The sequence below is a fragment of the Marivirga sp. genome (assembly GCF_035704835.1).
In the GTDB taxonomy this organism is placed as follows: domain Bacteria; phylum Bacteroidota; class Bacteroidia; order Cytophagales; family Cyclobacteriaceae; genus Marivirga.
The window spans coordinates 1-25,221 of the sequence record NZ_DASSWQ010000079.1 but is presented as its reverse complement, the minus strand read 5'-3'; the positions used below and the strand labels follow the sequence as shown (position 1 = coordinate 25,221).

The 25,221-nt window shown below is 35.4% G+C and carries 24 protein-coding genes; 10 read left to right on the top strand and 14 right to left on the bottom strand.

Annotation, left to right across the window (positions count from 1 at the left end; all coding sequences use genetic code 11):
* Position 1: 1 nt before the first annotated feature.
* Positions 2–1,519, top strand: a complete 1,518-nt coding sequence (locus tag VFM92_RS13795) for a GH3 auxin-responsive promoter family protein (protein WP_325122814.1) — start codon at positions 2–4, stop codon at positions 1,517–1,519.
* A 63-nt stretch (positions 1,520–1,582) separates the two neighbouring features.
* Here the strand turns inward: VFM92_RS13795 and VFM92_RS13790 are convergent, their stop codons facing one another.
* The 5 genes from VFM92_RS13790 to VFM92_RS13770 form a co-directional block, all read right to left on the bottom strand.
* Positions 1,583–2,188 carry a porin family protein gene (locus VFM92_RS13790; protein WP_325122813.1) on the bottom strand — a complete coding sequence of 202 codons (606 nt, stop codon included), beginning with the start codon at positions 2,186–2,188 and terminating at the stop codon, positions 1,583–1,585.
* A gap of 186 nt (positions 2,189–2,374) precedes the next feature.
* Positions 2,375–2,971, bottom strand: coding sequence for a thioredoxin family protein (locus tag VFM92_RS13785; protein WP_325122812.1), 597 nt, complete (start codon positions 2,969–2,971; stop codon positions 2,375–2,377).
* Between the two features lie 24 nt (positions 2,972–2,995).
* Entirely contained in the window at positions 2,996–3,391 is a 396-nt protein-coding gene (locus tag VFM92_RS13780) for a TlpA disulfide reductase family protein (RefSeq protein ID WP_325122811.1), read from the bottom strand.
* Between the two features lie 120 nt (positions 3,392–3,511).
* Positions 3,512–4,669, bottom strand: coding sequence for a hypothetical protein (locus VFM92_RS13775; protein ID WP_325122810.1), 1,158 nt, complete (start codon positions 4,667–4,669; stop codon positions 3,512–3,514).
* Positions 4,666–5,547, bottom strand: a complete 882-nt coding sequence (locus VFM92_RS13770; protein ID WP_325122809.1) for an outer membrane beta-barrel protein — start codon at positions 5,545–5,547, stop codon at positions 4,666–4,668. The genes VFM92_RS13775 and VFM92_RS13770 overlap by 4 nt, the downstream gene beginning before the upstream one ends.
* Positions 5,548–5,656: 109 nt before the next feature.
* On the opposite strand from VFM92_RS13770, the gene VFM92_RS13765 reads away from it, so the two are divergent.
* Positions 5,657–6,688 carry an RluA family pseudouridine synthase gene (locus VFM92_RS13765; RefSeq protein WP_325122808.1) on the top strand — a complete coding sequence of 344 codons (1,032 nt, stop codon included), beginning with the start codon at positions 5,657–5,659 and terminating at the stop codon, positions 6,686–6,688.
* Positions 6,689–6,728: 40 nt separating this feature from the next.
* A complete protein-coding gene (locus VFM92_RS13760; protein ID WP_325122807.1) occupies positions 6,729–7,265 on the top strand; it encodes a hypothetical protein in 537 nt (178 codons plus the stop codon).
* Between the two features lie 479 nt (positions 7,266–7,744).
* Here the strand turns inward: VFM92_RS13760 and VFM92_RS13755 are convergent, their stop codons facing one another.
* Positions 7,745–8,902 (bottom strand): 1-acyl-sn-glycerol-3-phosphate acyltransferase, encoded by a 1,158-nt coding sequence (locus VFM92_RS13755; protein WP_325122806.1) that lies wholly within the window; start codon positions 8,900–8,902, stop codon positions 7,745–7,747.
* 180 nt (positions 8,903–9,082) lie between these two features.
* On the opposite strand from VFM92_RS13755, the gene VFM92_RS13750 reads away from it, so the two are divergent.
* From VFM92_RS13750 to map, 4 genes are all read left to right on the top strand, one after another.
* The gene (locus tag VFM92_RS13750; protein ID WP_325122805.1) at positions 9,083–9,310 is read left to right on the top strand and encodes a hypothetical protein; all 228 of its coding nucleotides are present in this window, start codon (positions 9,083–9,085) and stop codon (positions 9,308–9,310) included.
* Positions 9,311–9,487: 177 nt separating this feature from the next.
* Positions 9,488–9,790 (top strand): hypothetical protein, encoded by a 303-nt coding sequence (locus tag VFM92_RS13745; RefSeq protein WP_325122804.1) that lies wholly within the window; start codon positions 9,488–9,490, stop codon positions 9,788–9,790.
* A gap of 93 nt (positions 9,791–9,883) precedes the next feature.
* The gene (locus tag VFM92_RS13740; protein WP_325122803.1) at positions 9,884–10,282 is read left to right on the top strand and encodes a BT0820 family HAD-type phosphatase; all 399 of its coding nucleotides are present in this window, start codon (positions 9,884–9,886) and stop codon (positions 10,280–10,282) included.
* Positions 10,279–11,070, top strand: a complete 792-nt coding sequence (gene map, locus VFM92_RS13735; RefSeq protein ID WP_325122802.1) for a type I methionyl aminopeptidase — start codon at positions 10,279–10,281, stop codon at positions 11,068–11,070. Before VFM92_RS13740 ends, map begins: the two co-directional genes overlap by 4 nt.
* Positions 11,071–11,195: 125 nt before the next feature.
* Here map and VFM92_RS13730 read toward each other — a convergent pair whose 3' ends face one another.
* The 3 genes from VFM92_RS13730 to VFM92_RS13720 all read right to left on the bottom strand — a co-directional run bounded on the left by VFM92_RS13730 (position 11,196) and on the right by VFM92_RS13720 (position 13,728).
* Positions 11,196–11,591, bottom strand: coding sequence for a VOC family protein (locus VFM92_RS13730; RefSeq protein ID WP_325122801.1), 396 nt, complete (start codon positions 11,589–11,591; stop codon positions 11,196–11,198).
* Between the two features lie 338 nt (positions 11,592–11,929).
* Positions 11,930–12,985, bottom strand: coding sequence for a lysylphosphatidylglycerol synthase transmembrane domain-containing protein (locus VFM92_RS13725; RefSeq protein ID WP_325122800.1), 1,056 nt, complete (start codon positions 12,983–12,985; stop codon positions 11,930–11,932).
* Positions 12,982–13,728 carry a segregation and condensation protein A gene (locus VFM92_RS13720; RefSeq protein WP_325122799.1) on the bottom strand — a complete coding sequence of 249 codons (747 nt, stop codon included), beginning with the start codon at positions 13,726–13,728 and terminating at the stop codon, positions 12,982–12,984. The genes VFM92_RS13725 and VFM92_RS13720 overlap by 4 nt, the downstream gene beginning before the upstream one ends.
* A gap of 269 nt (positions 13,729–13,997) precedes the next feature.
* Between VFM92_RS13720 and dxs the strand changes: the two genes are divergently transcribed.
* Positions 13,998–15,923: a 1-deoxy-D-xylulose-5-phosphate synthase gene (gene dxs, locus VFM92_RS13715; RefSeq protein WP_325122798.1), complete on the top strand. Its 1,926-nt coding sequence runs from the start codon at positions 13,998–14,000 to the stop codon at positions 15,921–15,923.
* A complete protein-coding gene (locus VFM92_RS13710) occupies positions 15,920–16,690 on the top strand; it encodes an alpha/beta hydrolase (protein ID WP_325122797.1) in 771 nt (256 codons plus the stop codon). The genes dxs and VFM92_RS13710 overlap by 4 nt, the downstream gene beginning before the upstream one ends.
* Positions 16,691–16,762: 72 nt before the next feature.
* On the opposite strand, the gene VFM92_RS13705 is transcribed toward VFM92_RS13710, so the two are convergent.
* The 5 genes from VFM92_RS13705 to VFM92_RS13685 all read right to left on the bottom strand — a co-directional run bounded on the left by VFM92_RS13705 (position 16,763) and on the right by VFM92_RS13685 (position 23,897).
* Positions 16,763–17,950: a hypothetical protein gene (locus VFM92_RS13705; protein ID WP_325122796.1), complete on the bottom strand. Its 1,188-nt coding sequence runs from the start codon at positions 17,948–17,950 to the stop codon at positions 16,763–16,765.
* Between the two features lie 119 nt (positions 17,951–18,069).
* Positions 18,070–19,092 (bottom strand): UDP-glucose 4-epimerase GalE, encoded by a 1,023-nt coding sequence (gene galE, locus VFM92_RS13700; RefSeq protein WP_325122795.1) that lies wholly within the window; start codon positions 19,090–19,092, stop codon positions 18,070–18,072.
* Entirely contained in the window at positions 19,092–20,084 is a 993-nt protein-coding gene (locus VFM92_RS13695; RefSeq protein ID WP_325122794.1) for a UDP-glucuronic acid decarboxylase family protein, read from the bottom strand. Before VFM92_RS13695 ends, galE begins: the two co-directional genes overlap by 1 nt.
* 6 nt (positions 20,085–20,090) lie before the next feature.
* The gene (locus tag VFM92_RS13690; RefSeq protein ID WP_325122793.1) at positions 20,091–21,389 is read right to left on the bottom strand and encodes a UDP-glucose/GDP-mannose dehydrogenase family protein; all 1,299 of its coding nucleotides are present in this window, start codon (positions 21,387–21,389) and stop codon (positions 20,091–20,093) included.
* A 120-nt stretch (positions 21,390–21,509) separates the two neighbouring features.
* The gene (locus VFM92_RS13685; RefSeq protein ID WP_325122792.1) at positions 21,510–23,897 is read right to left on the bottom strand and encodes a TonB-dependent receptor; all 2,388 of its coding nucleotides are present in this window, start codon (positions 23,895–23,897) and stop codon (positions 21,510–21,512) included.
* A gap of 94 nt (positions 23,898–23,991) precedes the next feature.
* On the opposite strand from VFM92_RS13685, the gene VFM92_RS13680 reads away from it, so the two are divergent.
* A complete protein-coding gene (locus tag VFM92_RS13680; RefSeq protein ID WP_325122791.1) occupies positions 23,992–24,645 on the top strand; it encodes a MarR family winged helix-turn-helix transcriptional regulator in 654 nt (217 codons plus the stop codon).
* Positions 24,646–25,221: the final 576 nt, after the last annotated feature.

Below are 25,221 nucleotides of genomic sequence, written 5' to 3'. Positions count from 1 at the left end.
TATGGAATTCCTGCACTCTATCATGACTTGGGTAATGAAAAAAAGAATTCACGAAGTGGAGCTTTTCATGAAATACCCAAACGAAGTACAAAGCGAAGTGCTTCAAAAACTAATTTATAGAGCGAGGAATACGAACTTCGGTAAAGAATATCATTTTGATGATTTAAAAAACTTTAAAGACTATCAAGAACGAGTTCCACTTCATACATACGAAGAATTATTTCCTTATATCGATCAGCTTTTAAAAGGAGAGCAAAACATTTTATGGCCCACAGAAATTCGGTGGTTTTCAAAATCTTCAGGAACTACAAATGATAGAAGCAAATTCATACCCGTTTCAGATGAATCTTTAGAAGATTGCCATTTTAAAGGCGGGAAAGATTTACTATCCATTTACTTAAATAACAATCCGGATTCAAGACTTTTTACAGGCAAAAACTTAAGCATAGGCGGAAGCCAGCAAGTCAATCAATTTGATAATAATTCCAACTCCTTTTATGGGGACGTTTCAGCTGTTATCATGAAAAACCTTCCTTTTTGGGTGCAAATCATCCGAACACCTAGTCTTGAAATAGCACTGATGGACGAATGGGAAGGTAAAATTGAAGCAATGGCTAAAGCCACTATGAAGGAAGATGTGACAAGCCTTACAGGTGTACCTACCTGGACTGTGGTACTATTGCAACGAATATTAGAGCTAAGCGGAAAAGATGATATCTCAGAAGTATGGCCTAATTTAGAGTTGTTTATTCACGGGGCAGTCTCCTTTGTTCCCTATCAGCCACTTTTTAAAGACTTAATCAAATCTCCGAAAATGAATTACCTGGAAACCTATAATGCCTCAGAGGGCTTTTTTGGTATTCAGGACGTTATGAATTCAGATGAAATGCTGCTCATGTTAGATTACGGCATTTTTTATGAGTTCATTCCTTTAGAAAATGCTGACCAAGAACAGCCTAAAACAATACGCTTAGCTGATGTAGAACTTCATAAAGTATATGAAATCGTCATTAGCACCAATGCTGGTTTGTGGCGCTACAGAATTGGAGACACTATTCGTTTTACGTCTATAGAACCCTACAGAATAAAAATTAGCGGAAGAACCAAGCACTTTATCAATGCTTTCGGAGAAGAGCTTATGATTGAAAATGCTGAAAAAGCCATTGCTGAAGCTTGTACTAAAACCGGAGTAATAATTGAAAATTTTACAGCTGCTCCAAAATATTTGGAACATGGAAAAAGCGGAGCACATGAATGGGTGATTGAGTTTGAAAAAGAGCCCACAAACCTTCAGGAATTTGAGAAATTATTGGATGATGAAATCAGGAAAATTAATTCTGATTACGATGCCAAAAGACATAAAGATATTGCCTTACACTGCTTAGAAATTCATCAAGTAGCACGTGGCACTTTTTACGAATGGATGAGAAAAAGAGGTAAATTAGGAGGGCAAAATAAGGTACCAAGATTATCCAATACCCGAAAATACCTGGACGATTTGCTGGAGATGGTATCTTAAAACGAAAAAAGCACAGCTGCTAATCGCAACTGTGCCTTATAAAATCTTGGTATTTTTTATAAATTAAAAGCTAAAGCCAATAAAAAATTGTAATACTGAATTTTTACCATTATCTAAAGCGTCTCTTTCGGGTGCTACTTCCACCAAACCGTAGTTGTATCGAACGCCAGCAGTCCCACCTGCAAAGTCAAAGCCAACCCCTGCAGCAACTCCATAATCGAAAGTATTGAAATCATCACGATCATACTCTTTTACACCATTTACAGAGCCATCGCCATCTAAGTGTTTCGTTTTGGCAGCAATAAGTGTAGCTATATAAGGCCCAGCACTAAAATATAAGCTTTCTCCTACATGGAAATTAGCTAAAACTGGTATCTCTATATATGAAAGATTAAATCGATACTTTCCGTTTCCAAGGACACCATCATAGTTAATTTGAGAACCTTTTAAACTGTAATTAATTTCAGGCTGAATACTTACAAAATCTCCTACGTTTTTACGGAAATAAAAACCGACAGCAAAACCAGGCTTCGAATTTTCATCATCCACATTATCAACATACAAATTTGAAAGATTTAGGGAAGCTCTAATTCCACTCTGATCCTCTTGAGCATTCACAAAAAATGAGCTTAAAATTAAAAAGGGTAATACAAGAATTGCTTTTTTCATTTTATAAAAAGTTTAGTGTTGACTAGCTTAAGCGTAAAAAACAAAAATTAGTTACAAAAGAATGAAATTAGATTCCACATAAAAAACATGGTATAACCTAACTGTACTAACAAACTAATTGAAAATCAATCAAAAAAAGCTGACAATTTTGCCAGCTTTTCATTTAAATAAAATTTAGAAAATTGATCAAGATGCCCACTTGATAGTGCATCCAATTGCTTTAGTTTTCTTCTCAGGAACTTCCTCTCCATTAAGAATTGCATCTACGGCATCCTCTACGTATTTCTTATCTGCAGCTGCAGCTGATTTGGTATTATTATCAATTGCTCCAATGTATCTAACATTTCGGTCAGCATCTAATACATATACATGTGGAGTATTGGTAGCACCATAAGCTTTGGTAATTTCTTGAGTTTCATCATATACATAAGAGAATGGAAATTCTTTTTCTTTAGCTCTCACCTTCATTTTGTCGAATGAATCTTTAGGAGATTTTTCATCATCATTAGGATTGATGGCAATAACAGGCACTCCTTTAGCGGCATATTTCTCATGAAGTTCGATAATTCTATCTTCATATAACACAGAGTATGGACATGAGTTACATGTAAATACAATCATAAATCCTTTAGCATCTTCAAATGATTCCATCGAAACCATCTTTCCATCTACATTTTTAAGAGAGAAATCTGTGGCTTTATCCCCAACGTCATACCCTCCATTTTTAAAACTAAAAGCTACCAAAGCAAGCAGTACAAACGATAATGCAATTAACTTTTTCATATGTATATAATTTAAATTTAGTTCTTATTGAATCAAATCTTCCAATTCCCCTTCATGAAACTCCTTTTCATAAAAGTACTTTTTCCCATTTTTTATAATCAAAGTGGCCGGAATAGCACCAGACCACTCAGGCGAAACCTTATCTATCCAGGAGTTATAATCTACATCATCAATTAAGTAAAGTCCTTCTGGATTCAAGCCCTTTTTAATTGCGAATTTTTCGGCTTTAGCTGCGTTTTCTGAAAAGTCAATACTCATATAAATGAATTCAACATCAGGAAATTTGTTTTGCGCCTTTACAAAATAAGGAAGCTCTTTTATACAGGGTTTGCACCAGGTAGCCCAAAAATTAATGACTTGAATTTTATCATCACTCCCTTCCATGATATCTTCCAATTCGGGTACTCTAATGATTTTCATTTCAGCCCTTTGAGCAAAGAGCTGCAGATTAAGTGTACTGATAAATAAAAGAATGAATAGAAAAGTAGATTTTTTCATAATGGACTGATAACGAGACAACTTTCTAAATGGTTAGCTTTTTTACAGCAAATTTAATAATTCTGATTTCGGTATTTTTACCACATTAATACGCTCTTTAGCCCCTGCAATTGTGATTCTCGATAAAATCGCTAATCCTTCATCAGCAGTAGGAATTAATTTAATGACTTGTAATGGATCAATGCCACCTAAATATTTAATGGCAACTTGATTTCCTGTCGCTGTATCATAAAAATTTAACTTTATTCGACCATTCAAAGTGGTATAGGCATTTATTACATATTCAAAACTACCAATAGTAATGGATGTAGAAATTGCTTTCTGAATTGTTAATCTATCTTCTTGTATTCTTCCCCCTACGACTTGAAGATTGACCGAGTCATTTGCTACAGGATCATAGTTATTAATAAAATAAGGTTGACCATTCAAAATATAATTTACAGCTATTCCCCCAGCATTATCTGGAACGAAGGAATTAATCATATTTCGCTGACCTGTTCTAATTCTTCCCGTTTCGATCCCTAAATCGTTAGTGTAAGTTAAATTCACTCCATTATCTCGAAGTGAATTAAAGTAAATTATACCCCCGGCATTCAAGCTTCCAACAAAAAAATCTGACCTATTATTATTTTCATAAGCTTGTAAAAGCTGATGGGCGTTTTCAAGCTCATCAAATTTTCTCGCCCATTCCATTGCAAATCCCTCCTGAATTTTGCTAAGTACTGTACCAGTAGTATCGTTGAAAGACAGTAATAAATAATCACTTTCTCCTAAAGCACTAAAAGCTAATGGCTTTCGATAGCCATTATAAATTCTGGCCGCTTCAATATTTTGGTTTAAATCATTTATTTTAAATATGGTTGCTGTATTTTGAGGTGCGGTACCCGCCATAAAATAATATTCACCTGCTCTCTGAACCATACTAGCAACTGGATTCTGAAACTGAGTAGATAATTGTTCGCTCCATTGAAAGTCTCCCCTATTCGTTACTTTCAAAATAAAAATACTGCCATTTGCTAATTCTGATAGAACCAAAAAACCACCTTCTTCTGTCTCCATAATATCCAATGGTGCAAAATTTAGACCCTCTGAAGGATTATCAAAAATACTGTTAAACTTCTCAGTAGGAGTAAATTCCAATACCTCTTCCTGACAAGAAATTAATAATACAGCCGATAATAAAATGATAATAGATCTCATATCTCAACCGGTAAAAATTCTTTCTTGCTTAAATATTTTAAAGGGAAAATAAGACTAAAAACGGCCTCTATTGATTGAAAACTAAAATCATCCATGATATCATAAGCCTCATTTTGCAAATTATCATTTTGATAACGCGCATTTGGATTATTAGCATTAGTTAATCCATGTCGATAATTAGCCTCTGCTGTAAGATAAAAAGTACCTAACCTAACTCGAGTACCAGCTCCGATAAAGGCACCTACTGTATAAGGTGCCATGATGGATTTAATATCCTCTGTTTTGTCATATTCCTGACTTTCAATTCCATTTTGAGTAGTATATTTAGAATAATCTTTATTTGCATTTAACAACACAGAAAAATTTAAGCCCGCCTGAACAAATGGGATCACTGGCGGAACTTCGGGTTTTCGGTTTGATTTATCCCAAAATCGACTATTAATCTGCCTAAACATAAATCTGAAAAACACAGGAACATCAAAATAATTAATATTATGACCATGCGTGAAATTAACACTGCGAGTAGAACCTGGCTGTTCCTGTTGATATTGAAAACGAATTTGATTTAGACTGACATTAGTACCCAAAACCAGTCGCTGTTCAAATTGATATAAAAATGATATACCATATATAATACCAATATTCTCCGCTTCCTGATATTTTTTATCATATAAACCTTCATCAAGCGAGTTGGTTGGCTTAATTAAAGAGTAGCGATTTATAACATTAATATTGGTGAGATTTCCCCCTGCTCGGAAGCCAACATATGCTTGAGACGTTTTGAATGGATCATTATTCAATTTGTCCCATACAGATTGTGCTTGGCAAAATACTGCTGAAAACAATAATAATATACTGCAAAAATACTTTAACATCATTTTATTATCATACACCGGAATAAATATCTGACTTTTTAATCTTCAATCAAAATAAATGTTATGTTCGTTCGCACTATCTTTTTGCTAACTTTGCAATCTGAAAGAAATTATGCAGGAAGATATCTCAAAAAATGAACTTGAAGATGATGGATTATTCGAACATCATCAGATAAAAGTAGACCCCAAGCAAGATTTATTGCGAATCGATAAATTTTTAATGGACAGACTACCTAATGTAACTCGAAACAAAGTACAAAAAGCAATTAAAGATGGTTTTGTGCAGGTAAATGGTGAAAGCATAAAACCAAATTACAAAATTCACCCCAATGATAATATACGCATTGCACTGCCTGAGCCTCCACGAGATACGGATGTAAAAGCAGAAAATATCCCTTTAAATATTGTCCATGAAGATTCAGATTTACTCATTGTAAACAAAGAAGCTGGCATGGTGGTACATCCAGCTCATCAAAACTGGGAAGGTACTTTGGTGAATGCATTAGCTTATCATTTTCAGCAATTACCAGAAATGGAAGGCAATGAAGGTCGACCAGGATTGGTGCACAGAATAGATAAAGATACCTCAGGTTTGCTGGTAATAGCCAAAACTGAAAAATCTATGACCCATTTGGCCAAACAGTTTTTTGACCATAGCATTGAAAGGACGTATTATGCATTAGTTTGGGGCGATGTAGAAGAGGACGAAGGTACTATAGACGTAAACCTCGGTAGAAGTTTTAAGGACCGAAGAATCACTGACGCTTTTCCGGAGGGCGATTTTGGCAGAACCGCTATTACACATTATAAAGTGTTGGAAAGATTACGATATGTTACGCTAATACAATGCAATTTAGAAACAGGTCGCACACACCAAATTAGAGCACATATGAAATATATTGGTCATCCGCTCTTTAATGATGCAACCTATGGGGGTGATAAAATATTGAAAGGAACACAATTTTCAAAATATAAATCATTTGTGGATAATTGTTTAAAAATTATTCCAAGACAAGCTTTGCATGCCAAATCATTGGGTTTTGTTCATCCATCGCAAAATAAGGTGGTTCAGTTCGATTCTGAGCTCCCTGAAGATTTCATGACTGTACTAGAAAAATGGAGACACTACATCCAGTTCCATTAATAAGCCGTACCTTTACAACAGAATCAAAATTTTTTAACTTATGAAGCTTAACTTTTTTGCATTAATCGCAGCATTACTATTTTTCTCAGGATGCAATATCCAGGAAACCATCGAGGACATTACGACTTTCAATATTAATAATTCAGTTGAATTTACGGTGCCTGGTGCATCAGGAATAAACCTACCGTTTGATATTGGTACACCTGATGTTAATACCTCTTCTCAACAAACATTTGAGAACAATAATACCAGAGCAGATTTGGTGGAAAATGTAAATTTAAGTGCACTGACACTTACAATTAACAATCCGAATGACAGAACATTCAGTTTTATGAAAAGCTTATCCATTTCCATCTCAAATGATACTGAGGGTCCTACCCTAATCGCAGAAATTACGGATATCCCAGAGAATATCGGCAGTGTATTAGAATTGGAAACAACGGGTGCCAATTTAGATGAATACATCAAAAAAAGCACTTATGACCTCCAGTTCGAAGTTGTAACCCGTGAATCTGTTAGTTCTGATACTGACATAACCGCTGATATGGTGTTTGAAGTAAGAGCAAAGGTTTTGTAGGATTGGATTTGATGTTTTTTATAAATATTAATCTTAAGCCCGTTCAGCATAAAAGTCCTTTTAAGATGAAAAGATACTTTTATAGCTAATAGATAGAAAAGATCGTCATCCCTGAGCAGTCAGGGGTCTGTTAATTTTAATCTCTGATTGAAGTATTAATCAGATTGATTCACTAACAAATTATTGAAACAGAGTTTCAATAAATAGGATCCCCGCCTGCGCGAGGATGACATTCTACTCTAACAATGAAAATGGAAGCACGTAAGCATTCAAACCTAAATGCGTTACCCTTTCAGCTAGTCAAACAAGATCTCTATAATCCCCTCGAGGGCATAGAACTACCAGATTGATAAAGCAGACGAATTGAGGTTTAAACTCATTAATCAGCCTGCATTATAAAAATTTATTTAGGATTAGTCACATCAAATCAAAATGAGAGGAGATTTCACTGTTTTTCCACCTTTGGGGGGTAGGGGGCTTTACAAATCACTCTCCACCAGTCCCTCTACTTTCAGTTTATTCCGAACAGGATTTGCATACATAGCAAGCAAAGGGTCTTTCAAATCATTGAAATTTGCTGAAAAACGGTCTGCTTGCTTATGAAGATAGGCTTCAAATTTTTCAGCCTCCTCTTTGGAATAATGATCAGAAAAACGAGTGTTGTACAACCAATCATAGGCAATGAAATTATTCGGCCAAAGTTTATAGCTTTTATGCACTCGCTGATCAATCAAATCGGCTAGGGCTTGCATTTGGTCATTTTTATTTTTGATTTCGCGAATCTCCTGCAATTTTTCATCTACTACTTTCCCTATGGAAATATGAACTCTCCCCTTCACGCCTGTTATGCCCGCAATCATACTTTGCAAATCATCTTCGGGAGTTTTTTCGACAGGCCGTCCAGCCAGCTTTGAAGTTAACTCTCTTGCTTTCAACACATCACAAGGATCATATTCATAAGAAATAGCCATTGGAGCCATTCTTAAAGGAGCATAATTTTCATAAAACTCTTTTCCGCCACTTAAGCCAATCATTTTTAACAAGCCTTGTTGGGTTTGGTCATCACCATCTTTAGTTCTACCCTCTCGCTGAGCTATCCAAATGGAAGTTTTGCGTTCCAAAAGAGTATGTCGGATGTAAGCAGAAAGCGTTTGCGAGTAAGAATACATCTCCCTTGGCGGGATATTTCGGTTGACAGTGAAATTCTTATTTAATTTTGCCAGGTCTGTTACCCACTGATTAACCAATAAGTTATTTCCAATAGCGACTTCAGTGGTGTTAATTCCTAATTCAAAAAGTAAAACATTTAATATAGTGGAATCCAGCACTATATCTCGGTGATTAGAAATAAAAAGATAAGATTTATCAGGATTAATTTTATCAAAACCATCGTGTGAAATGCCCTCGGAGCTATTGTCGAGCACCCTTCGCGCGGTGGGATACATCATTACTTTCTGAAAATCCTCTATGCTTTTGACCTCAATCAATGCTTCTTTGAGCTTATCAGCTGATTTATCAGGAAAAACTCTTTGAGTTACCTGATCAAAAAATGGATGCTGAATAAAGCGCTGAACGGCTTCATTCACTTCTGAATCTTTATAAGGTCTAATCGAATCAAATGCTTCCAAATACTCCATAAGTAAAAAGTAGAAACACGAAATAAGCGAATTTTATGTTAAAAACCGTGAAATAAACCAAAAATTGACTAATGTAAATACAATTGAACTAATCTTTAAAACTTCACAAACTATTAACAAACACTTAATAGTAAGTCGGTTATAAATTTATACATTTGTAAAAATCAAAAACCCAAAACAATGCTAAAAGCAAGTCCGAATTTCCACCAAGGCATTAATTTCATCCAAATTTCTAGTCTACCTTACGAGCAACAAGAACTTTTTGCGATGTGGGTTCCAACTTCTATTATGATGAAAATGGAAATCAATGATATTTCCCTTCCCGACTGTGTAGAATATCAAGATTACGCCTATTGGTTTGATTTTCAGTATCAAAACCAAAATTCCTTATTGGAGTCCAGCATTTAAACCTCAAATTGAATTTATTAGCTCTCCTTCGCCTATGGTTGTGTCTTCACAACCATATAAGGATCCAAATACAACTGTTTCTTAGCTTTCTTCCTTGCATTTATGGAAGCACAAATGCGGGTGGGTGGGATTTCATAATTGAGCCCATTTTTATAGCTTTGTAGTAAATTCCAATGCATGGATTACCACAAAGAGCTCATTACTGTTTCCCAAAAATTAATTCCTGATTTTGAACTCAGTCCGGAACAATCCTTCCATAAACAACCCTTTATTGAGAAGCTCAGTCCCTATATTTCTCACTTATTAGATTCAGACTTTCAAAAACTCGTGCAGATAATGTACCGTATTGATGTGTCGGAAAAAGAATTTGCCTTAACTTTGCAACCTGGAACGGAAAAAGTTCCTGAAAAGCTGGCGGAAATGATTTATGACCGCCTTTGTTTGAAAGCAGAAATAAGAGCAAAATACAAAGCAAAGTAAACCGGTCTGCGATCGACCTATTATTCGAGAACAGATTTAGCAATTTTTAAATTGATTGCCAAACAAAAATTTTCGAGCAAAAAAATTAGATAGATGAAGATAGCAGTTGATTTTGATGGCACTATAGTAGAAGACCGTTACCCAGGTATCGGGAAGCCTCAGCTATTTGCTTTTGAGACATTAAAGGCTTTGCAACAACAGCAGCACCAACTGATTTTATGGACAGTACGCGAGGGTAAATCTTTGCAGGAAGCAGTAGAATTTTGCAAAAAGCATGGCGTTGAATTTTATGCTGTCAATAAAAACTTCCCTGAAGAAGAATTGGAGCTGGGACAAAGCCGAAAGCTTAATGTGGATTACTTTGTCGATGACCGCAACGTAGGCGGATTTTTGGGCTGGAGTAAAGTCTGGGAACTATTAGGCAATAATCCAGTTGAATACACACTTCCTGAAAAAAGCTTTTGGGAAAAATTAAAAGATTTGATGAAATGATTCATTTAAAAAATAAAGAAGAGATTGAATTGATGCGCAAAAGCGCTTTGCTAGTTTCCAAAACCTTGGGACTGATGGCTCAAATGCTTGAGCCGGGCATCACTACGCTGGAGATGGATAAAAAAGCGGAAGAATTCATCAGGGATAATGGTGGTGAACCAGGTTTTTTGGGCATGTATGATTTTCCAAATACGCTTTGTATGAGCCCCAACGAACAAGTGGTGCACGGATTCCCTAATAAAAATCCTTTGAAAGAGGGTGATATCATTTCTATTGATTGCGGTGTAAAAATGAATGGTTTTTATGGTGACCATGCCTATACCTTTGCGGTTGGTGAAGTAAAACCTGAAATAGAGAAATTGCTGAAAATCACGAAAGAATCTTTGTATTTGGGAGTGGAAGAATGTAAAGCAGGTAATAGAATTGGCGATATTGGTTTTGCTATTCAAAATCATGCGGAGAAACATGGCTACGGTGTGGTAAGAGAGTTAGTAGGCCATGGTTTAGGTAGAAAAATGCACGAATCTCCTGAAGTTCCCAATTATGGTAAAAGAGGCAGAGGTGCGAAGTTGAAAGAAGGAATGGTATTGGCCATTGAGCCAATGATTAACCTGGGCGGAAGAAGCATCAAGCAACTAGCGGATGGCTGGTCAATCGTAACAGCAGATGGAAGATATTCAGCTCACTTCGAACATGATGTAGCGATTGTTGACAGCAAACCAGAACTACTTTCCACTTTTGACTATGTGGAAGAAGCTTTGAAGAAAAAAGGAGCGCTTTTGGTTTAATTTTAAATTAGGTAATTAAGAATGACATTCTAGATATGCAGCTAATTAGTATGTCTAGCTAATATCAATCTATAAAACAGTGATTTTATAAAAACCTGAAAGGTTTAATTTGCTTTTAGGATAAATTAAGCTTTGTCCCAAAGTCCAGTCGGTACAATTTCTAACACATGTCCTTCTGGGTCTTCAAAATAAGCAGATAATTTACCGTTTGGCCATTCGTGTTCATAAGATATCATTATACCTTTGTTCTCTAGTTCTACTTTAGCAGAATCATAATCCTCAGCTGGAATTTCAAAGGCAATATGCTGCTTCCCTCTTGCAAAATGCGGTGGCGGAACTTCTTGATCCTCACTAAAGACAGGATTAAAGCAAAGCAAAACTGAACTTCCCGACCGAAAAAAAATCAACTTATCTGGAGCATGAGTAATAATGGGCAATCCAAGTTTACCATGATAAAACTCCTTTGCTTTTTCTAAATCTTTGATGTAAAGACAAGTCTCTTTAATTTGATTGATTTGCATAAAATCAAGTTATAGAATTTCAATTATACTTATGGATTACGAATGGTGGGATTAGGAGTTGTCGCACATTAGCAAAACAAGCTTAACATAAAACTGGATACGTTTGGTATGAAGCTGAAAATGTGAGGCAGTTTAAAGGCTTTTGAAGGTCTAATCTCTTAATGTTAATACATTAATTTATCTGTAATTAGCATATGAAATCTTATTTAAATACTGATTATGAATCCAGTTAATACATCAAAAGTTTAATTAAGTACACTTTAAACTAAAGGAAATACCATGCTGGCACACCCGTTTTGAATATGCCTTTGACAACATTAAAACTACCAAAATCTAAATTATTTCTTCTTCTTCTTTTTAAACACTTTTGTAATCCATCTAGGTAGTACAAGTGCACCCAAAAACAGATAGGGATAATATGTCATCAAACGCCAAAAAATATTAGTAATAAAAGTGACAGAACCTAAATCTTCTTTGAAGAATTGCGTAAAAATAAATTCAGCTGTTCCGCTGCTGCCAGGAGTTGGAGAAACCAGCATCGTGATCCAAATCACCACATGGCGTGCAAAAATCACAATATGGTCAAAGAAACTTTGATTAGAAAATGCTTCTATAACACAATTCAGCATAGCATAACGTGCAGTCCATATAAAAATGGTGGAAAGTGATATTTTTAACCAATAAGAAAAATCCCTTCCCCTTAATTCTTTGGAGGCCAACATAATTTCTGACCCTTGCTCATAAGCTCCGTGCCTCCATCTTCTTAACCATTTTATGGACGTAATTTTTAATAATATCCACCTGAACCATCTCGGATTTACTAAAACAGCAAAAGCCATTACAAAAGTATAAGCCGCGATAAGAGAATAACTAATGATAAACAATGTAGGCAAGCTTCTACCCAATTGGCTTTCAATCATGGAATTTTGAGGGAAAATATGACCAGAAGCAATCAGATATACGATGGGGGCCATCACTACAAAATATAAATTATCGAAGATGGCGGTAATCATGGTATAGGCGAGTGCCTTCCCAAATTTCAAACCTTCTTTCATTAAAATAAAAACTGCAACAGCAGTTCCTCCTACCACTGAAGGTGTTACAGCAGAGGCAAATTCCCAAAGAATGATAACATAAACACTGCTTTTCCAGGTCAGTTTTTTGCCCGTAATCATTCGAATTCGGTATACATAACCAACATCACGTGCAAATAACACAAAAAAAGCAAGAGTTACAGGAACAATTTCCGCCTCGAAAATCAAAAAAAGATTTTCCAAGGTCACAGAATCATCCTGATAAAATAGAAAAGCAACTATTGAAACGCCCAATAAAACTGGAATCCATACCTTATTTGGATTTAAGGTCTTGAATATTTTATCCTTTTCTAACTTCATTCAGCAATAGTTTCGGTTTTCTCCAGCCAAAAATTATTAAATCCCTCTCCCACCGTAATGCTAATCAATGAACTTTGCAATAATTCTAAGATGGCTAAAAAATTAAAAATCACAGCTATCTTTTCAGGCTTCTCTTCAATAAAAAAAGTAAATGCTATTTTTCCATCTCTTGCCAATTTTCCGATAATGTGATCTTTCTGTGCTTCAATGGTGTAAGGATATTGAACTACCTTGTGGGAAGGCTTATTTTTCTCCAATTCATAGCGAGCCATCACATCTCTAAAAACTCTTAAAAGTTTATATAAATCTACATTCTGAAGTTCTGCTTCCACATTTACCGTTTCCGAAAGCATTTTTACTTCTTTCTTAACATTTCCACGCTTCTCTTTCTCCTGCATCTGACCTTCCATGTCTGAAAGCTCCTGTAAAACGGATTTGTACTTTTTATATTCTAGTAGATGTCTAACCAGTTCTTCTCTGGGGTCAATCTCATTTCCTTCTTCATCCATTTGGGGACGAGGTAAAAGCATTTTTGCTTTGATACGCATTAGGGTTGAAGCCACCAAAATAAATTCACTTGCTACCTCAATATTCATTTGCTCCAAATGCTTAAGGTAATCTAAAAAATCATTGGTGATTCTAGAAATTGGAATATCATAAATATCCAATTCATCCCTTTCAATGAAGAAAAGAAGCAAATCAAAGGGGCCCTCAAAAAGCGGCAGTTTTATTTCAAAACTCAATGCTGATGGTTATTTAAGTGTTCTAAGATTTCAAAGATAATCGAATTTGAAAAGATTGCAGATGTTCGGCAGTATTTTATTGGAATTTTGCGTTTATAACATAAAAAATTCGGTAATTTGTAGATTGAAATGATTCATAATCTATTTGGTAATGATGAACTTTCAACACAATGATTAAATTCAAGCCCGAAAAGATTTGAGGCAAAATTTAATTAGATAGAAACATTTACATAAAGTATTTGTTTTCTGCATTAAACGTTAGAAATAATATGCTTATTCAACCCGGAGAACTTTTATCAAAGATTGACAGCCCTGCTGATCTCAGGAAACTCAATCAATCTCAATTAGTCCAATTAAGCCAAGAATTACGACAATTTATCATAGATAATGTATCAATTTATGGTGGGCATTTCGGTGCAAGTTTAGGAGTTGTTGAATTAACTACAGCCCTTCATTACGTCTTTAACACACCTGAAGATCAGGTAATCTGGGATGTAGGTCATCAGGCATACGGACATAAAATTCTAACAGGAAGAAAAGAGCAGTTTCATACCAATCGGGTATATAATGGAATCTCAGGTTTTCCAAAAAGAAAAGAGAGTGAATATGATGCGTTTGGAGTAGGACACTCTTCTACTTCAATTTCAGCAGCTTTGGGTATGGCTTTAGCTTCAAACCTAAAAGGCGAATTTAACAAACAACACATTGCCGTAATTGGAGATGGCGCTATGACAGGTGGAATGGCATTTGAAGGCATGAATCACGCAGGTGCTTCTGATGCCAATATGATTATCATTTTGAATGATAATTGCATGTCAATTGATCCCAATGTAGGTGCCTTAAAAGAATATTTGACGGATATCACCACTTCACATACTTACAATAGAATGCGTGATGATGTTTGGAAATTATTAGGTAAGGTAAGCGGATTCGGAAAAAGTGCTCAAGAAGTTGTTGGAAAATTAGAAAACAGCATAAAATCATTTTTATTAAAGCAAAGTAACTTATTTGAATCCTTAAATTTAAGATATTTCGGTCCTGTTGATGGCCATGATGTAAATCACTTAGTTCATGTTTTAAGAGACTTAAAAGACATCCCAGGTCCTAAGGTATTGCATTGCGTCACTACAAAAGGGAAAGGTTTTGGCCCTGCTGAAAAAGACCAAACTAAATGGCATGCTCCGGGAAAATTTGATAAAATAACGGGAGAAATCCAGAAAAAGCCTGTCGACAAACCATCTGCACCAAAGTATCAAGATGTTTTTGGTCATACGATAGTTGAATTAGCAGAGCAAAATGATAAAATTGTAGGGGTTACTCCTGCAATGCCGTCTGGTTCTTCATTAAATATTATGATGAAAGCCATGCCTGACAGAGCCTTTGATGTAGGTATCGCGGAGCAACATGCTGTTACTTTTTCAGCTGGATTAGCAACTCAAGGCTTAATTCCATTCTGTAATATTTACAGTACTTTCATGCAAAGAGGTTATGATCAGGTAATTCATGACGTATGCATTCAAGATTTACCCGTAAATTTCTTTTTAGATAGAGCTGGTTTTGCAGGAGCTGATGGACCAACTCACCACGGAAATTATGACATCGCATTTATGCGATGTATTCCTAATATGATTGTGGCTTCCCCAATGAACGAATCGGAATTAAGAAATATGATGTTCACTTCTCAGTTACCAAGAGAAGGGAAAGCGTTCACTATCCGATACCCAAGAGGAAAAGGTGTCATGCCAGAATGGAGAACGCCCATGGAGGAAATGGAAATTGGAACGGGTCGGCAAGTTAGAAAAGGTAAAGATATTGCAATATTGAGCATTGGCCATATAGGAAATTATGCAATGGAAGCTGCTGAAAGGCTTGCAAAAGAAGGGATCGAAGCGGGCGTTTTTGATATGCGATTTGTAAAACCACTAGACGAAAAATTATTGCATGAAGTGTTTTCTCAGTATAAAAAGGTAATAACCATAGAAGATGGATGCCTTATGGGAGGATTTGGTAGTGCAATACTTGAATTTATGGCAGAAAATGATTATTCTTCACAAGTGAAACGTTTGGGTATTCCAGATAGAGTTGTAGAGCATGGTGAACAACACGAATTACATGCAGAATGCAACTTTGATCCGGAAGGCATTTTTACCACAGCGCTTCAGATGGTTGAACAATCATTACATGCTAAACTATGACCATTCACTATGAAGTATCCGGAAAAGGTTATCCGGTAGTTTTTTTGCACGGTTATGGGGAAACCCATAAAATTTGGAATCATTATAGGGAAAAATTATCTCAAAAATATAAGGTAATAACTCCTGATTTGCCTGGATTTGGGCAAAGTGACAGTCTTCCCTATGAGCTAAGTCTTGATATGGTGGCCAATTCAGTTTATGATTGTCTCAAAAAACTGAATGTTTCCGAATGCATCATTATGGGACATTCGTTAGGTGGATATGTCACTTTAGAAATCGCCAAAAGATTTTCTAACATTGTTTCTCACATTGGTTTAATTCATTCCACAGCATTAGCAGATACAGAAGAAAAAAAAATAGGTAGAGAGAAATCTATCGAATTTATTCAAAAGCATGGTGTATCGAAATTTATTGAGAGTTTTGTACCAATGCTCTTTGGCGAAAAGCACAGAGATCGACTAAAAGAAACCATTCAATCTATAGTAGAAGAAGGAAGTAAAATCCCTGAAAAAACACTCACCGACTATATGTTAGCGATGAGAGATCGAAGTGACAGCTTAGATTTCATTAAAGAATTTCAGGGATCTATTCTTTTTGTATATGGTGAAAAAGATAGCAGTATTCCAGTAGCTTTAAGCAAATCTCAAATCAAATTTATGAACCATCCTTACCTAAAAAACCTTCCTGAATCAGGTCATATGGGGATGTTCGAAGAAGAGGAAGAGGTATATAATGCGATTTCTAAGTTTATTGAAGTCACTCATTAATGAGATAATAGACATTTAGATTCTAGAATCAATATAACAGACAAAAGCTAAAATCTATTGACAATCAGATAACTATCTCTTTTCAACCAATTTAGCTTTATAGAAAACAGCATAGTCATCTTCTATATTAAGCGCTTCGTTATCTTTTTTGAACCAAATAGCATTATCTTTCACATATTCAACATGTGAAAAGGCTAATCTAGCTTCCAATGGCTCTCCGTACTTCTTGCCGTTTCTAAATAGTTGAAATTGGTCTGGCGGCATTTCGTTTTGGTTGGTGTTTGTCAGTTCGTTCATTCCTGTCTTCTCAATTTTAGGCTTCAATCGCTCAGATTCTTTGATACCAATATTATACTGCACCAAAATTAAATCATTGTCAAGTAACCATGCCCCCTTTATTTTCCCTTGATGTATCTTCTCCAAAATGATAAAGCTGGAATTATCCTTAAATGATTCTCTTTCCTTAGGTTCATCCAGATAAAATGGTGAAACAGTTAGAGAAAAAGTGTCTTTTAAATGAAATGATAAATTTTCCCATTCATATAAATAAATTAATTTATCTCTTTTATAACTAACGAGTAATTTATTTTCTCTCTTATGAATTGTTGGAAGCATACTAATTGCAGGATACCCTTTTCCATCCAAAAAGCGGCCAAAAGTCTCTAGGGAAATCACAGGTTTAGATTTTCTAGACTCTTTATTCATAATTTTTAAAATCTGATGGTTTTCGTATAGACTATCATTAGAAGGGTTTACAGCTAAATCATCATAATTAATAATCGTAAAATATTTTGACGGAGATAATAAGTACATGCTTCGTTCAGATAATCTACCAAGCCACAAATCTGGATTTTCTTCAGTGCTAATTTTCCAGATATTTTCACCGGTAAAATCGTATGCAAAAACACCTTTTAGACCTCTGGCAATAACAGTCTGATTATCATAAAATATTGGTTTGTCTGCAAGTATTCCTGGATTATCTGGAATATCACCTTCTTTAGTAAATTGACTAATTATTTCTCCTTCAGAATCGGTGATAATAAATTCAGTATTTCTACTATTAAATAAAAGCACACGCTCTTTACTGGGGGAGAAATCGCATAAGAATGGCATTCCAAGATAATCAACTGTTAAAGAGTCGACTATCTCAAACTTAAACTCTATATCAGAATCGCTAATATTTTCATTTGTCTTTTCAGATGAGCAGGATGTAAAAATTAAGGCTATAGATACACCAAAAATAAATAGAAGTTTCGTCATGCTAGTTTTTGTGGAAAACTAATAAGAATTTAGTTAAATTTCAATAAAATCTATCTAATTCTAAAAAGCTATAAGATTCCAATAGTCTATTTCGTAATCAACCAATTCGTAATTGGTAATTACTCTTTAGCTAAAGCTTGCTCCCAATCCCATGCAGATTTTAACATTTCATCCAGGCCTCTTTTAGTTTTGAAACCCAATTCTTTGGAGACTTTAGTAGTATCTGCATAGACTGCTTCCACATCACCTGGGCGTCTATCCACTATCTCGTAAGGAACTCTCATACCGGTAGTTTTTTCGAAGCTTTTTACCATTTCTAAAACAGAATAACCATCTCCAGAGCCGACATTAAATACATTAAAAGAATTATTGGCTTGTTTGGTAGCAAATTCCATTGCATTGATATGTGCTTCCGCTAAATCAGAAACATGAATGTAATCACGTACACATGTGCCATCTGGAGTATTCCAGTCGCCACCAAAAATATTTAACTTTTCCCTTTTACCTGTAGCAGTTTCCGTAATAAAAGGCACTAAATGATGAGGGGGACCTGATTGAAACTCCCCTATTAAAGAAGATTCGTGAGCACCAATAGGATTAAAATATCTTAAAGAAACTACTTTGATGGGGTGAGCTTTACTTGCATCCTTCAAAATATCCTCGCATACCTTTTTAGTATTTCCATATGGAGAAATTGCTGGTTTAATGGGAGCATTTTCGCTTACAGGAAGCTGGTCTGGATTTCCGTAAACTGTGCACGAGGATGAGAATACGATGGATTTCACATCAAACTCATTCATGCATTCTAATAAATTGATAGTAGATGTCAGGTTATTAAAATAGTAATGCAACGGCTGTTCAACAGATTCTCCTACCAATAAGACAGCTGCAAAATGGATAACTCCTACGATTTGATTATTGTTACTCCAAAAAACTTCTTGAAGCTGCTCTTTATCACGCATTTCAACTTGATGAAATTCAGGTCGAGTTCCAGTAATTTTTTCTATTCTATCCAAAACAGAAACATCACTATTGGAAAGATTATCAATAATCAAAGGTTCATAACCTTGGTTTATTAATTCAACTACAGTATGAGAACCTATATATCCTAATCCACCCGTAACCAGTACTTTATTTGCCATTATTTCACTATATATTTTTCAAAATCTTTATGTTCCTTTTGGAACAATTTGTCTTTATCCAGAGACTTAAAGTATTCATAGGTAATCTTTAACCCTTCTTGCCTGCTGACTTTTGGCTCCCAGCCTAACAATTCTTTTGCTTTGGTGATGTCTGGCTGGCGTTTCTTCGGATCATCTTTTGGCAAAACTTCGTACACCACTTTTTGCTTGGTACCTGTTAACTTAATGATTTCCTCCGCAAATTCAGAAATCGTAATCTCATCAGGATTGCCAATATTTACCGGTTCGGAATAATCACTCAAGAGTAATCTATAAATCCCTTCTACTAAGTCATCCACATAGCAAAAAGAGCGAGTTTGAGAACCGTCTCCAAAAATAGTTAAATCTTCACCTCTTAATGCCTGACCGATGAAAGCGGGCAATACTCGTCCATCATTCAGTCGCATTCTTGGACCGTAAGTATTGAAAATTCGTATAATCCGTGTTTCTAATTGATGATAGGTATGGTAAGCCATTGTGATGGATTCCATAAAGCGTTTAGCCTCGTCATATACTCCCCTCGGCCCAATTGGATTTACATTTCCGTAATAATCTTCCCTTTGTGGATGCACCAACGGGTCACCATACACTTCGGAAGTGGAGGCTACTAAAATCCTTGCTTTCTTATCTTTGGAAAGCCCCAACAAGTTATGGGTACCGTGCGCACCCACTTTCAACGTTTGGATAGGGATTTTTAAATAATCAATTGGGCTAGCGGGTGAGGCAAAATGCAGTATATATTTCAACTCTCCTGGTACATGCACATATTTACTTATATCATGATGGTAAAATTCGAAATCTTCATTTCCCATTAGATGAGCTATGTTATCCATAGAACCTGTAATCAGGTTATCCATCCCAATTACCTCATAACCTTCCTTAATAAATCGATCACATAAGTGTGAACCTAAAAACCCTGCCGCTCCGGTAATTAATACTCTGTCCTTAGCCATAATTAGTTATCGTCCTATGCTGAAATATGTAAAGCCTAATTCTTTCATTTGCTCTACTTCATATAAATTCCTTCCATCTAGAATCAATGGCTCCTTCAATTGCTTTTTAATCTCACTAAAATCAGGCGTTCTAAACACTGGCCACTCGGTCATAATCATTAATGCATCTGCACCTTTTAAAGCCTCATTAGGATTTTCACTGTAGGTTATTTTATCTCCTATTTGTTCTTTAACATTCTCCATGGCTTCTGGGTCATAAGCCTGAACTCTTGCGCCTGCTTCTATCAAAGCCTCTATATTGTATAATGCTGGTGCTTCTCTGATATCATCTGTATTCGGTTTAAAGGCCAATCCCCACATTGCAATGGTTTTGCCTTTCAAATCATTTTTGAAATAACCGTTTAAATTATCCATCAAACGCGTTTTTTGTTTGGCATTTACATCCATCACCGCATTTAATATCTTGAAATCGTAATTAGCATCTTTAGCAGATTTTGCCAAGGCTTGTACATCTTTTGGAAAGCAACTTCCTCCATATCCTATACCTGCAAAAAGAAATCTTTTACCAATTCTGGTATCGGTTCCAATTCCTTTTCTTACCATATCTACGTTAGCGCCTAGAAGCTCACATAAGTTGGCAATTTCGTTCATGAAGGTAATTTTGGTTGCCAGAAACGCATTGGCTGCATACTTGGTCAATTCAGCCGATTTCTCATCCATAAAAATGATTGGATTTCCCTGGCGAACTAGTGGAGCATACAATCTTTCCATTATTTTGATGGCTTTAGGAGATTGGGTTCCTATTACTACTCTATCAGGTTTCATGAAATCGTCTACCGCCACGCCTTCTCTTAAGAATTCCGGATTGGAAACTACATCAAAATCTACTTTAGCATTTTTGGCAATAGCAGCATGCACCTTATCAGCAGTGCCCACAGGAACTGTACTTTTGTCCACTACTACTGCATAATTTTCCAAGATATGACCTAAATCATCTGCTACTTTTAGAACAAATCTCAAATCTGCTGAACCATCTCCACCCGGGGGAGTTGGCAATGCTAAGAATATAACTTCAGCACCTTTTATTCCTTCTCCAAGATTGGTGGTAAAATGCAACCTGTTTTGTTTGACATTTCGCTCGAAAATCACCTCTAAGCCCGGCTCATAAATCGTCACTTTACCAGACTGTAATTTCTTTACTTTGGCTTCATCAATATCTACACAGGTAACTTGATTACCCGTTTCTGCAAAACATGTACCTGTTACTAATCCTACGTAACCTGTTCCTACTACTGTTATTTTCATCTACTATTATAATTTTTGGTCAATTGACATCAAAACCTAACATGAAATTAGATTTCAGAATAAATCGTAGTTCAAAATTAAGCTAATATTTGGTAGAAATTAAGATAAGAAAGGTTTAATTTAAAAATCAATTACTATCCCCAAATTCGGCAATAAGGAACTATTACTTACATCTGCAATACGTACCAATTGCCGAGGTTGTTGTATTTCTCCCTCATCATTTCGATTAAGTCCAAAACTGGGCTCTGAAGGCAATTTTTGAGCAAATGCATTTTGTACTTCTAAAAAGATATTGAAAGTCCAATTATCAAAATTCCATTTTTTATCAATCCTAATATCAGTTTGATTGAAAGGGTCTAATAACAAATCACCTTGTCGGGAATAATCTCTGATTATGGTTGGATACGATTCTAATGTTGCTTCTTGGTCGACAGGTGCCAATGGTGTTCTTCCCAAGTAACGGACTCTTGCACTAAACTCCCAATTATTACCAAATTTATAGCCTCCGGTAAAAGTCAATAAGTTTCGATTATCCCAAGTGGAACGCAGATATTCATCTTCATTAAATCCAGTGAATTCACTTCTATAAAGCGTATAAGCTAAAATTGCATAGAAATCTTTGGTCAGCTTTCTCTGGTATAAAAATTCCAATCCATAAGTCCTTCCCAATCCTACGCTTTCAATATTTTCATTCCCCAAAACGGAAAACCCACCACCTAAATTAGCCAATGAAACACTATCCACTACAGATACGGGATAGTTATCATATTTTTTATAAAAACCTTCAATGCTAAAGCGAGATGAAGGGGTAACCAAATATTCAATTCCAGCTACCAAATGATCACTTTGGATATATTCAGCATCCTGATTCGCATAATTACCATTTTGGTCTGTGAATCCAAGAATTGTATAAGGGGGGATTTTGTAATATCTACCGACAGAAGCGTTAATAGTCCATTTCCGTTTTTCATCAAAAGTATAAGAAGCTGAAAACCTGGGACTGAATGTTCTATATATTTCATTCCCTGTTTCTGTAAAAGTATTTCCATCCACTCTGAAACCAGCCGACAAGCCTAATCTATCATTTACAAAGTTGCGAGAGGCTTGTCCATTCAAACCGTAGCGAGTAAAGTTTAAGCTGTTCTCATAGCTAAAGCCTCTGTTTTCATCTATCAATTCAGAATTATTGGAATAAATGGCTTCTTGCACGATAAAACCTGTATTGAAAGTCCAGTCATTCAAAAATTTGGTTAAGTTATAACGCAGTTTCACTTCCTGTTCCTGAGAGTTATTACTAAATATCAATCCTTCCTGATTCACATTATCTTCAAACTGTTCGAATTGATTATTCAAAATATTAGTGCTTAAGGCTGTAGTCATATAACCAGAATTATCTTGAAATCTGCGTTTCCAGCTTAAACCAGATGTAGTGCTCCATTGCTGAATGACGGGGATTTGATCTAAAACAGCTTGCTGTTCTGCATCAAAATCATCAGGGGCATTGATAGTCAAATCATCAAGTGAACCCACACCCGTGAAAATCAACTCATTATAATCATCAAATTTATGAGAGACTTTATATTGATAGTCCCAATAATCAGGTAAAAAAGGTAAGTCTATGGCTTGAAATAATAATTGCAAATAAGACCTTCTAACTGAAGCTATGAAAGATGTATTACTGCTTTCTTCATCTTTCTTTTTAAATAAGGGACCTTCTGTGGTGATAGCAGCTTCACTACTACTCAACCTAAAATTATTTCTAAATTCTCTTCTGTTTCCATCTCTTTGGTCGAATTGCAAGACCCCAGAAAGCACGTTATCATACTGACTTGCAAAAGCACTGGAAGACAAGGTAACGCTTTCAAAAAAGGAGACATTTAATAATCCAACAGGTCCACCTGCACTTCCTTGCGTACTGAAATGATTAATATTGGGTATTTCAATTCCATCCAGATAATATACATTTTCATTTGGTGCACCTCCTCGAATAATAATATCATTTCTAAAACCACCAACTGAGCCACTTACTCCAGGTAAAGATTGTGCAACTTTGGCTATATCGTTATTTCCGCCTGGATAGGTAGCTATTTCTTCTCGCGATAATTTTTGAATAGAAAGTGGAGTTTCTTCATTTTTATTAAATGGATTAGCCCGAACTGTTACGCCTTCCAACTGCTCCACGTCTTCTGATAATTCAAAATTAACATTGGGAATACCACCTGAACGTACCGTAACATTAAATTTTGAGCTTTTTTGATATCCTACATAAGAAGCCGTAACCTTATAAGATTTGGGCTCAATATTTTTAATTTCATAATAGCCTTCCACATTCGTGACTGCTCCTAATTCTGTTCCTTCTATAATTACCGTTGCTCCAATAAGGGCTTCCTCCGTTTTGGCATCTCTTACATAACCACCAAAACTAGCCTTCCCTTGTGCAAAAAGTGATTGAGACAAGGTCGTAAAAAGTACAACAGCACCCATTAACTCAAAAATGTAACGTTTCATTTTTAATATTTAAGTTTAAGATTTAATATTATTACAAATTCATAACATTTTTGTTACAAGGTTGTTTTAATATTAGAATAAAATTTTTCAGAAAATGTTAGATAACGGAATTAAACTGCTTCAACTCTACCAGGATTTCTTAAAAAAGAATCCGAATGCCACGATGGGTGAGTTTGGAGAAAGTTTGGTCGAAAGCGGGAAGAAAAAAGAAACAGGAAATGAATTAGAAGAAATGAGCAAAAAAATGCCTTTTCCATTTCCTGCTAATTCACTAGACGAATATATCGGTTGGGTTTGGGGTAGAATGATGAGTTTTACCCAAATTTGGGAAAAAAAAGCATTTGCAAATCAACCCATCCATAACTTAACTGAATTTGGGGTGGCTTTATTTGTGATGAGCCACGAAGGCTGTAGTAAATCAGAAGTAGCCAATCATTCGCTGCAAGAAAAAACCACCATATTTGAAACTATTAAGAGATTAGTCAAAAATGGAATAATAGAAGAAAAATCAAACGAAACCGATAAAAGAAGTAAGCACTTGAAATTGACTGAAAAAGGAAAAATAGCTAGTTTTTCAATAATGAATAGAGCTAATGAAGTCAGCCAACACTTAGTGGGAAATTTGAATAAATCAGAAAAAGTAAAACTTTTTGATTCGCTGATAAAGCTCGATGGTTATCATCAACATTGTTATCAGAAGTATAAAAATGAGGATTGGGAGAAGTTGAAGGAAGAGATGTTGGATTAGGCTTTTTTTATTTTGATAATAAATTTCATATTTTCAGTTAAAAAACCATATACCATTTAAATACTATTAAATGCCATAGAATCTATCAAAATGATATTTTTAGACGTAATTTTCACTTGCTTCATTTTCTCCCAATCTTTTTTCTACTCTAAAACAAGACTTCTTGTTTTAGAGGGGACACCTTCAGATTCCTCTAACAACACCCCTATAATCCCCTCGAGGGGATAGTTCTCACAGATTTAAATTAGCAGTGAACTTTAAGTTTTATAACTTTTATCAATTATCAAGCAAAAAAAATAGAAAGCGATATGTTCAATCAATTCAAAGAATCAAGTATTTCCGTGCGGCTCCCCCCTTGAGGGGGGCCACGGGGGGTGTTAAAATCTGCTTAAACTTCAAGTCAACTCATTTTTGAATCAGTTCTTAAATTGCTACTACTTAGTCAGCCCTTAAAAACCCCATAATATATCCCTTTTAATGGTAAAAAATTTTGATAACAGATGAAACAGCTTTGATACATCTTTTGTAAATAGAGCCAAAGAGATGATTTCCATATGTTCATCATCCTTTTGAAGT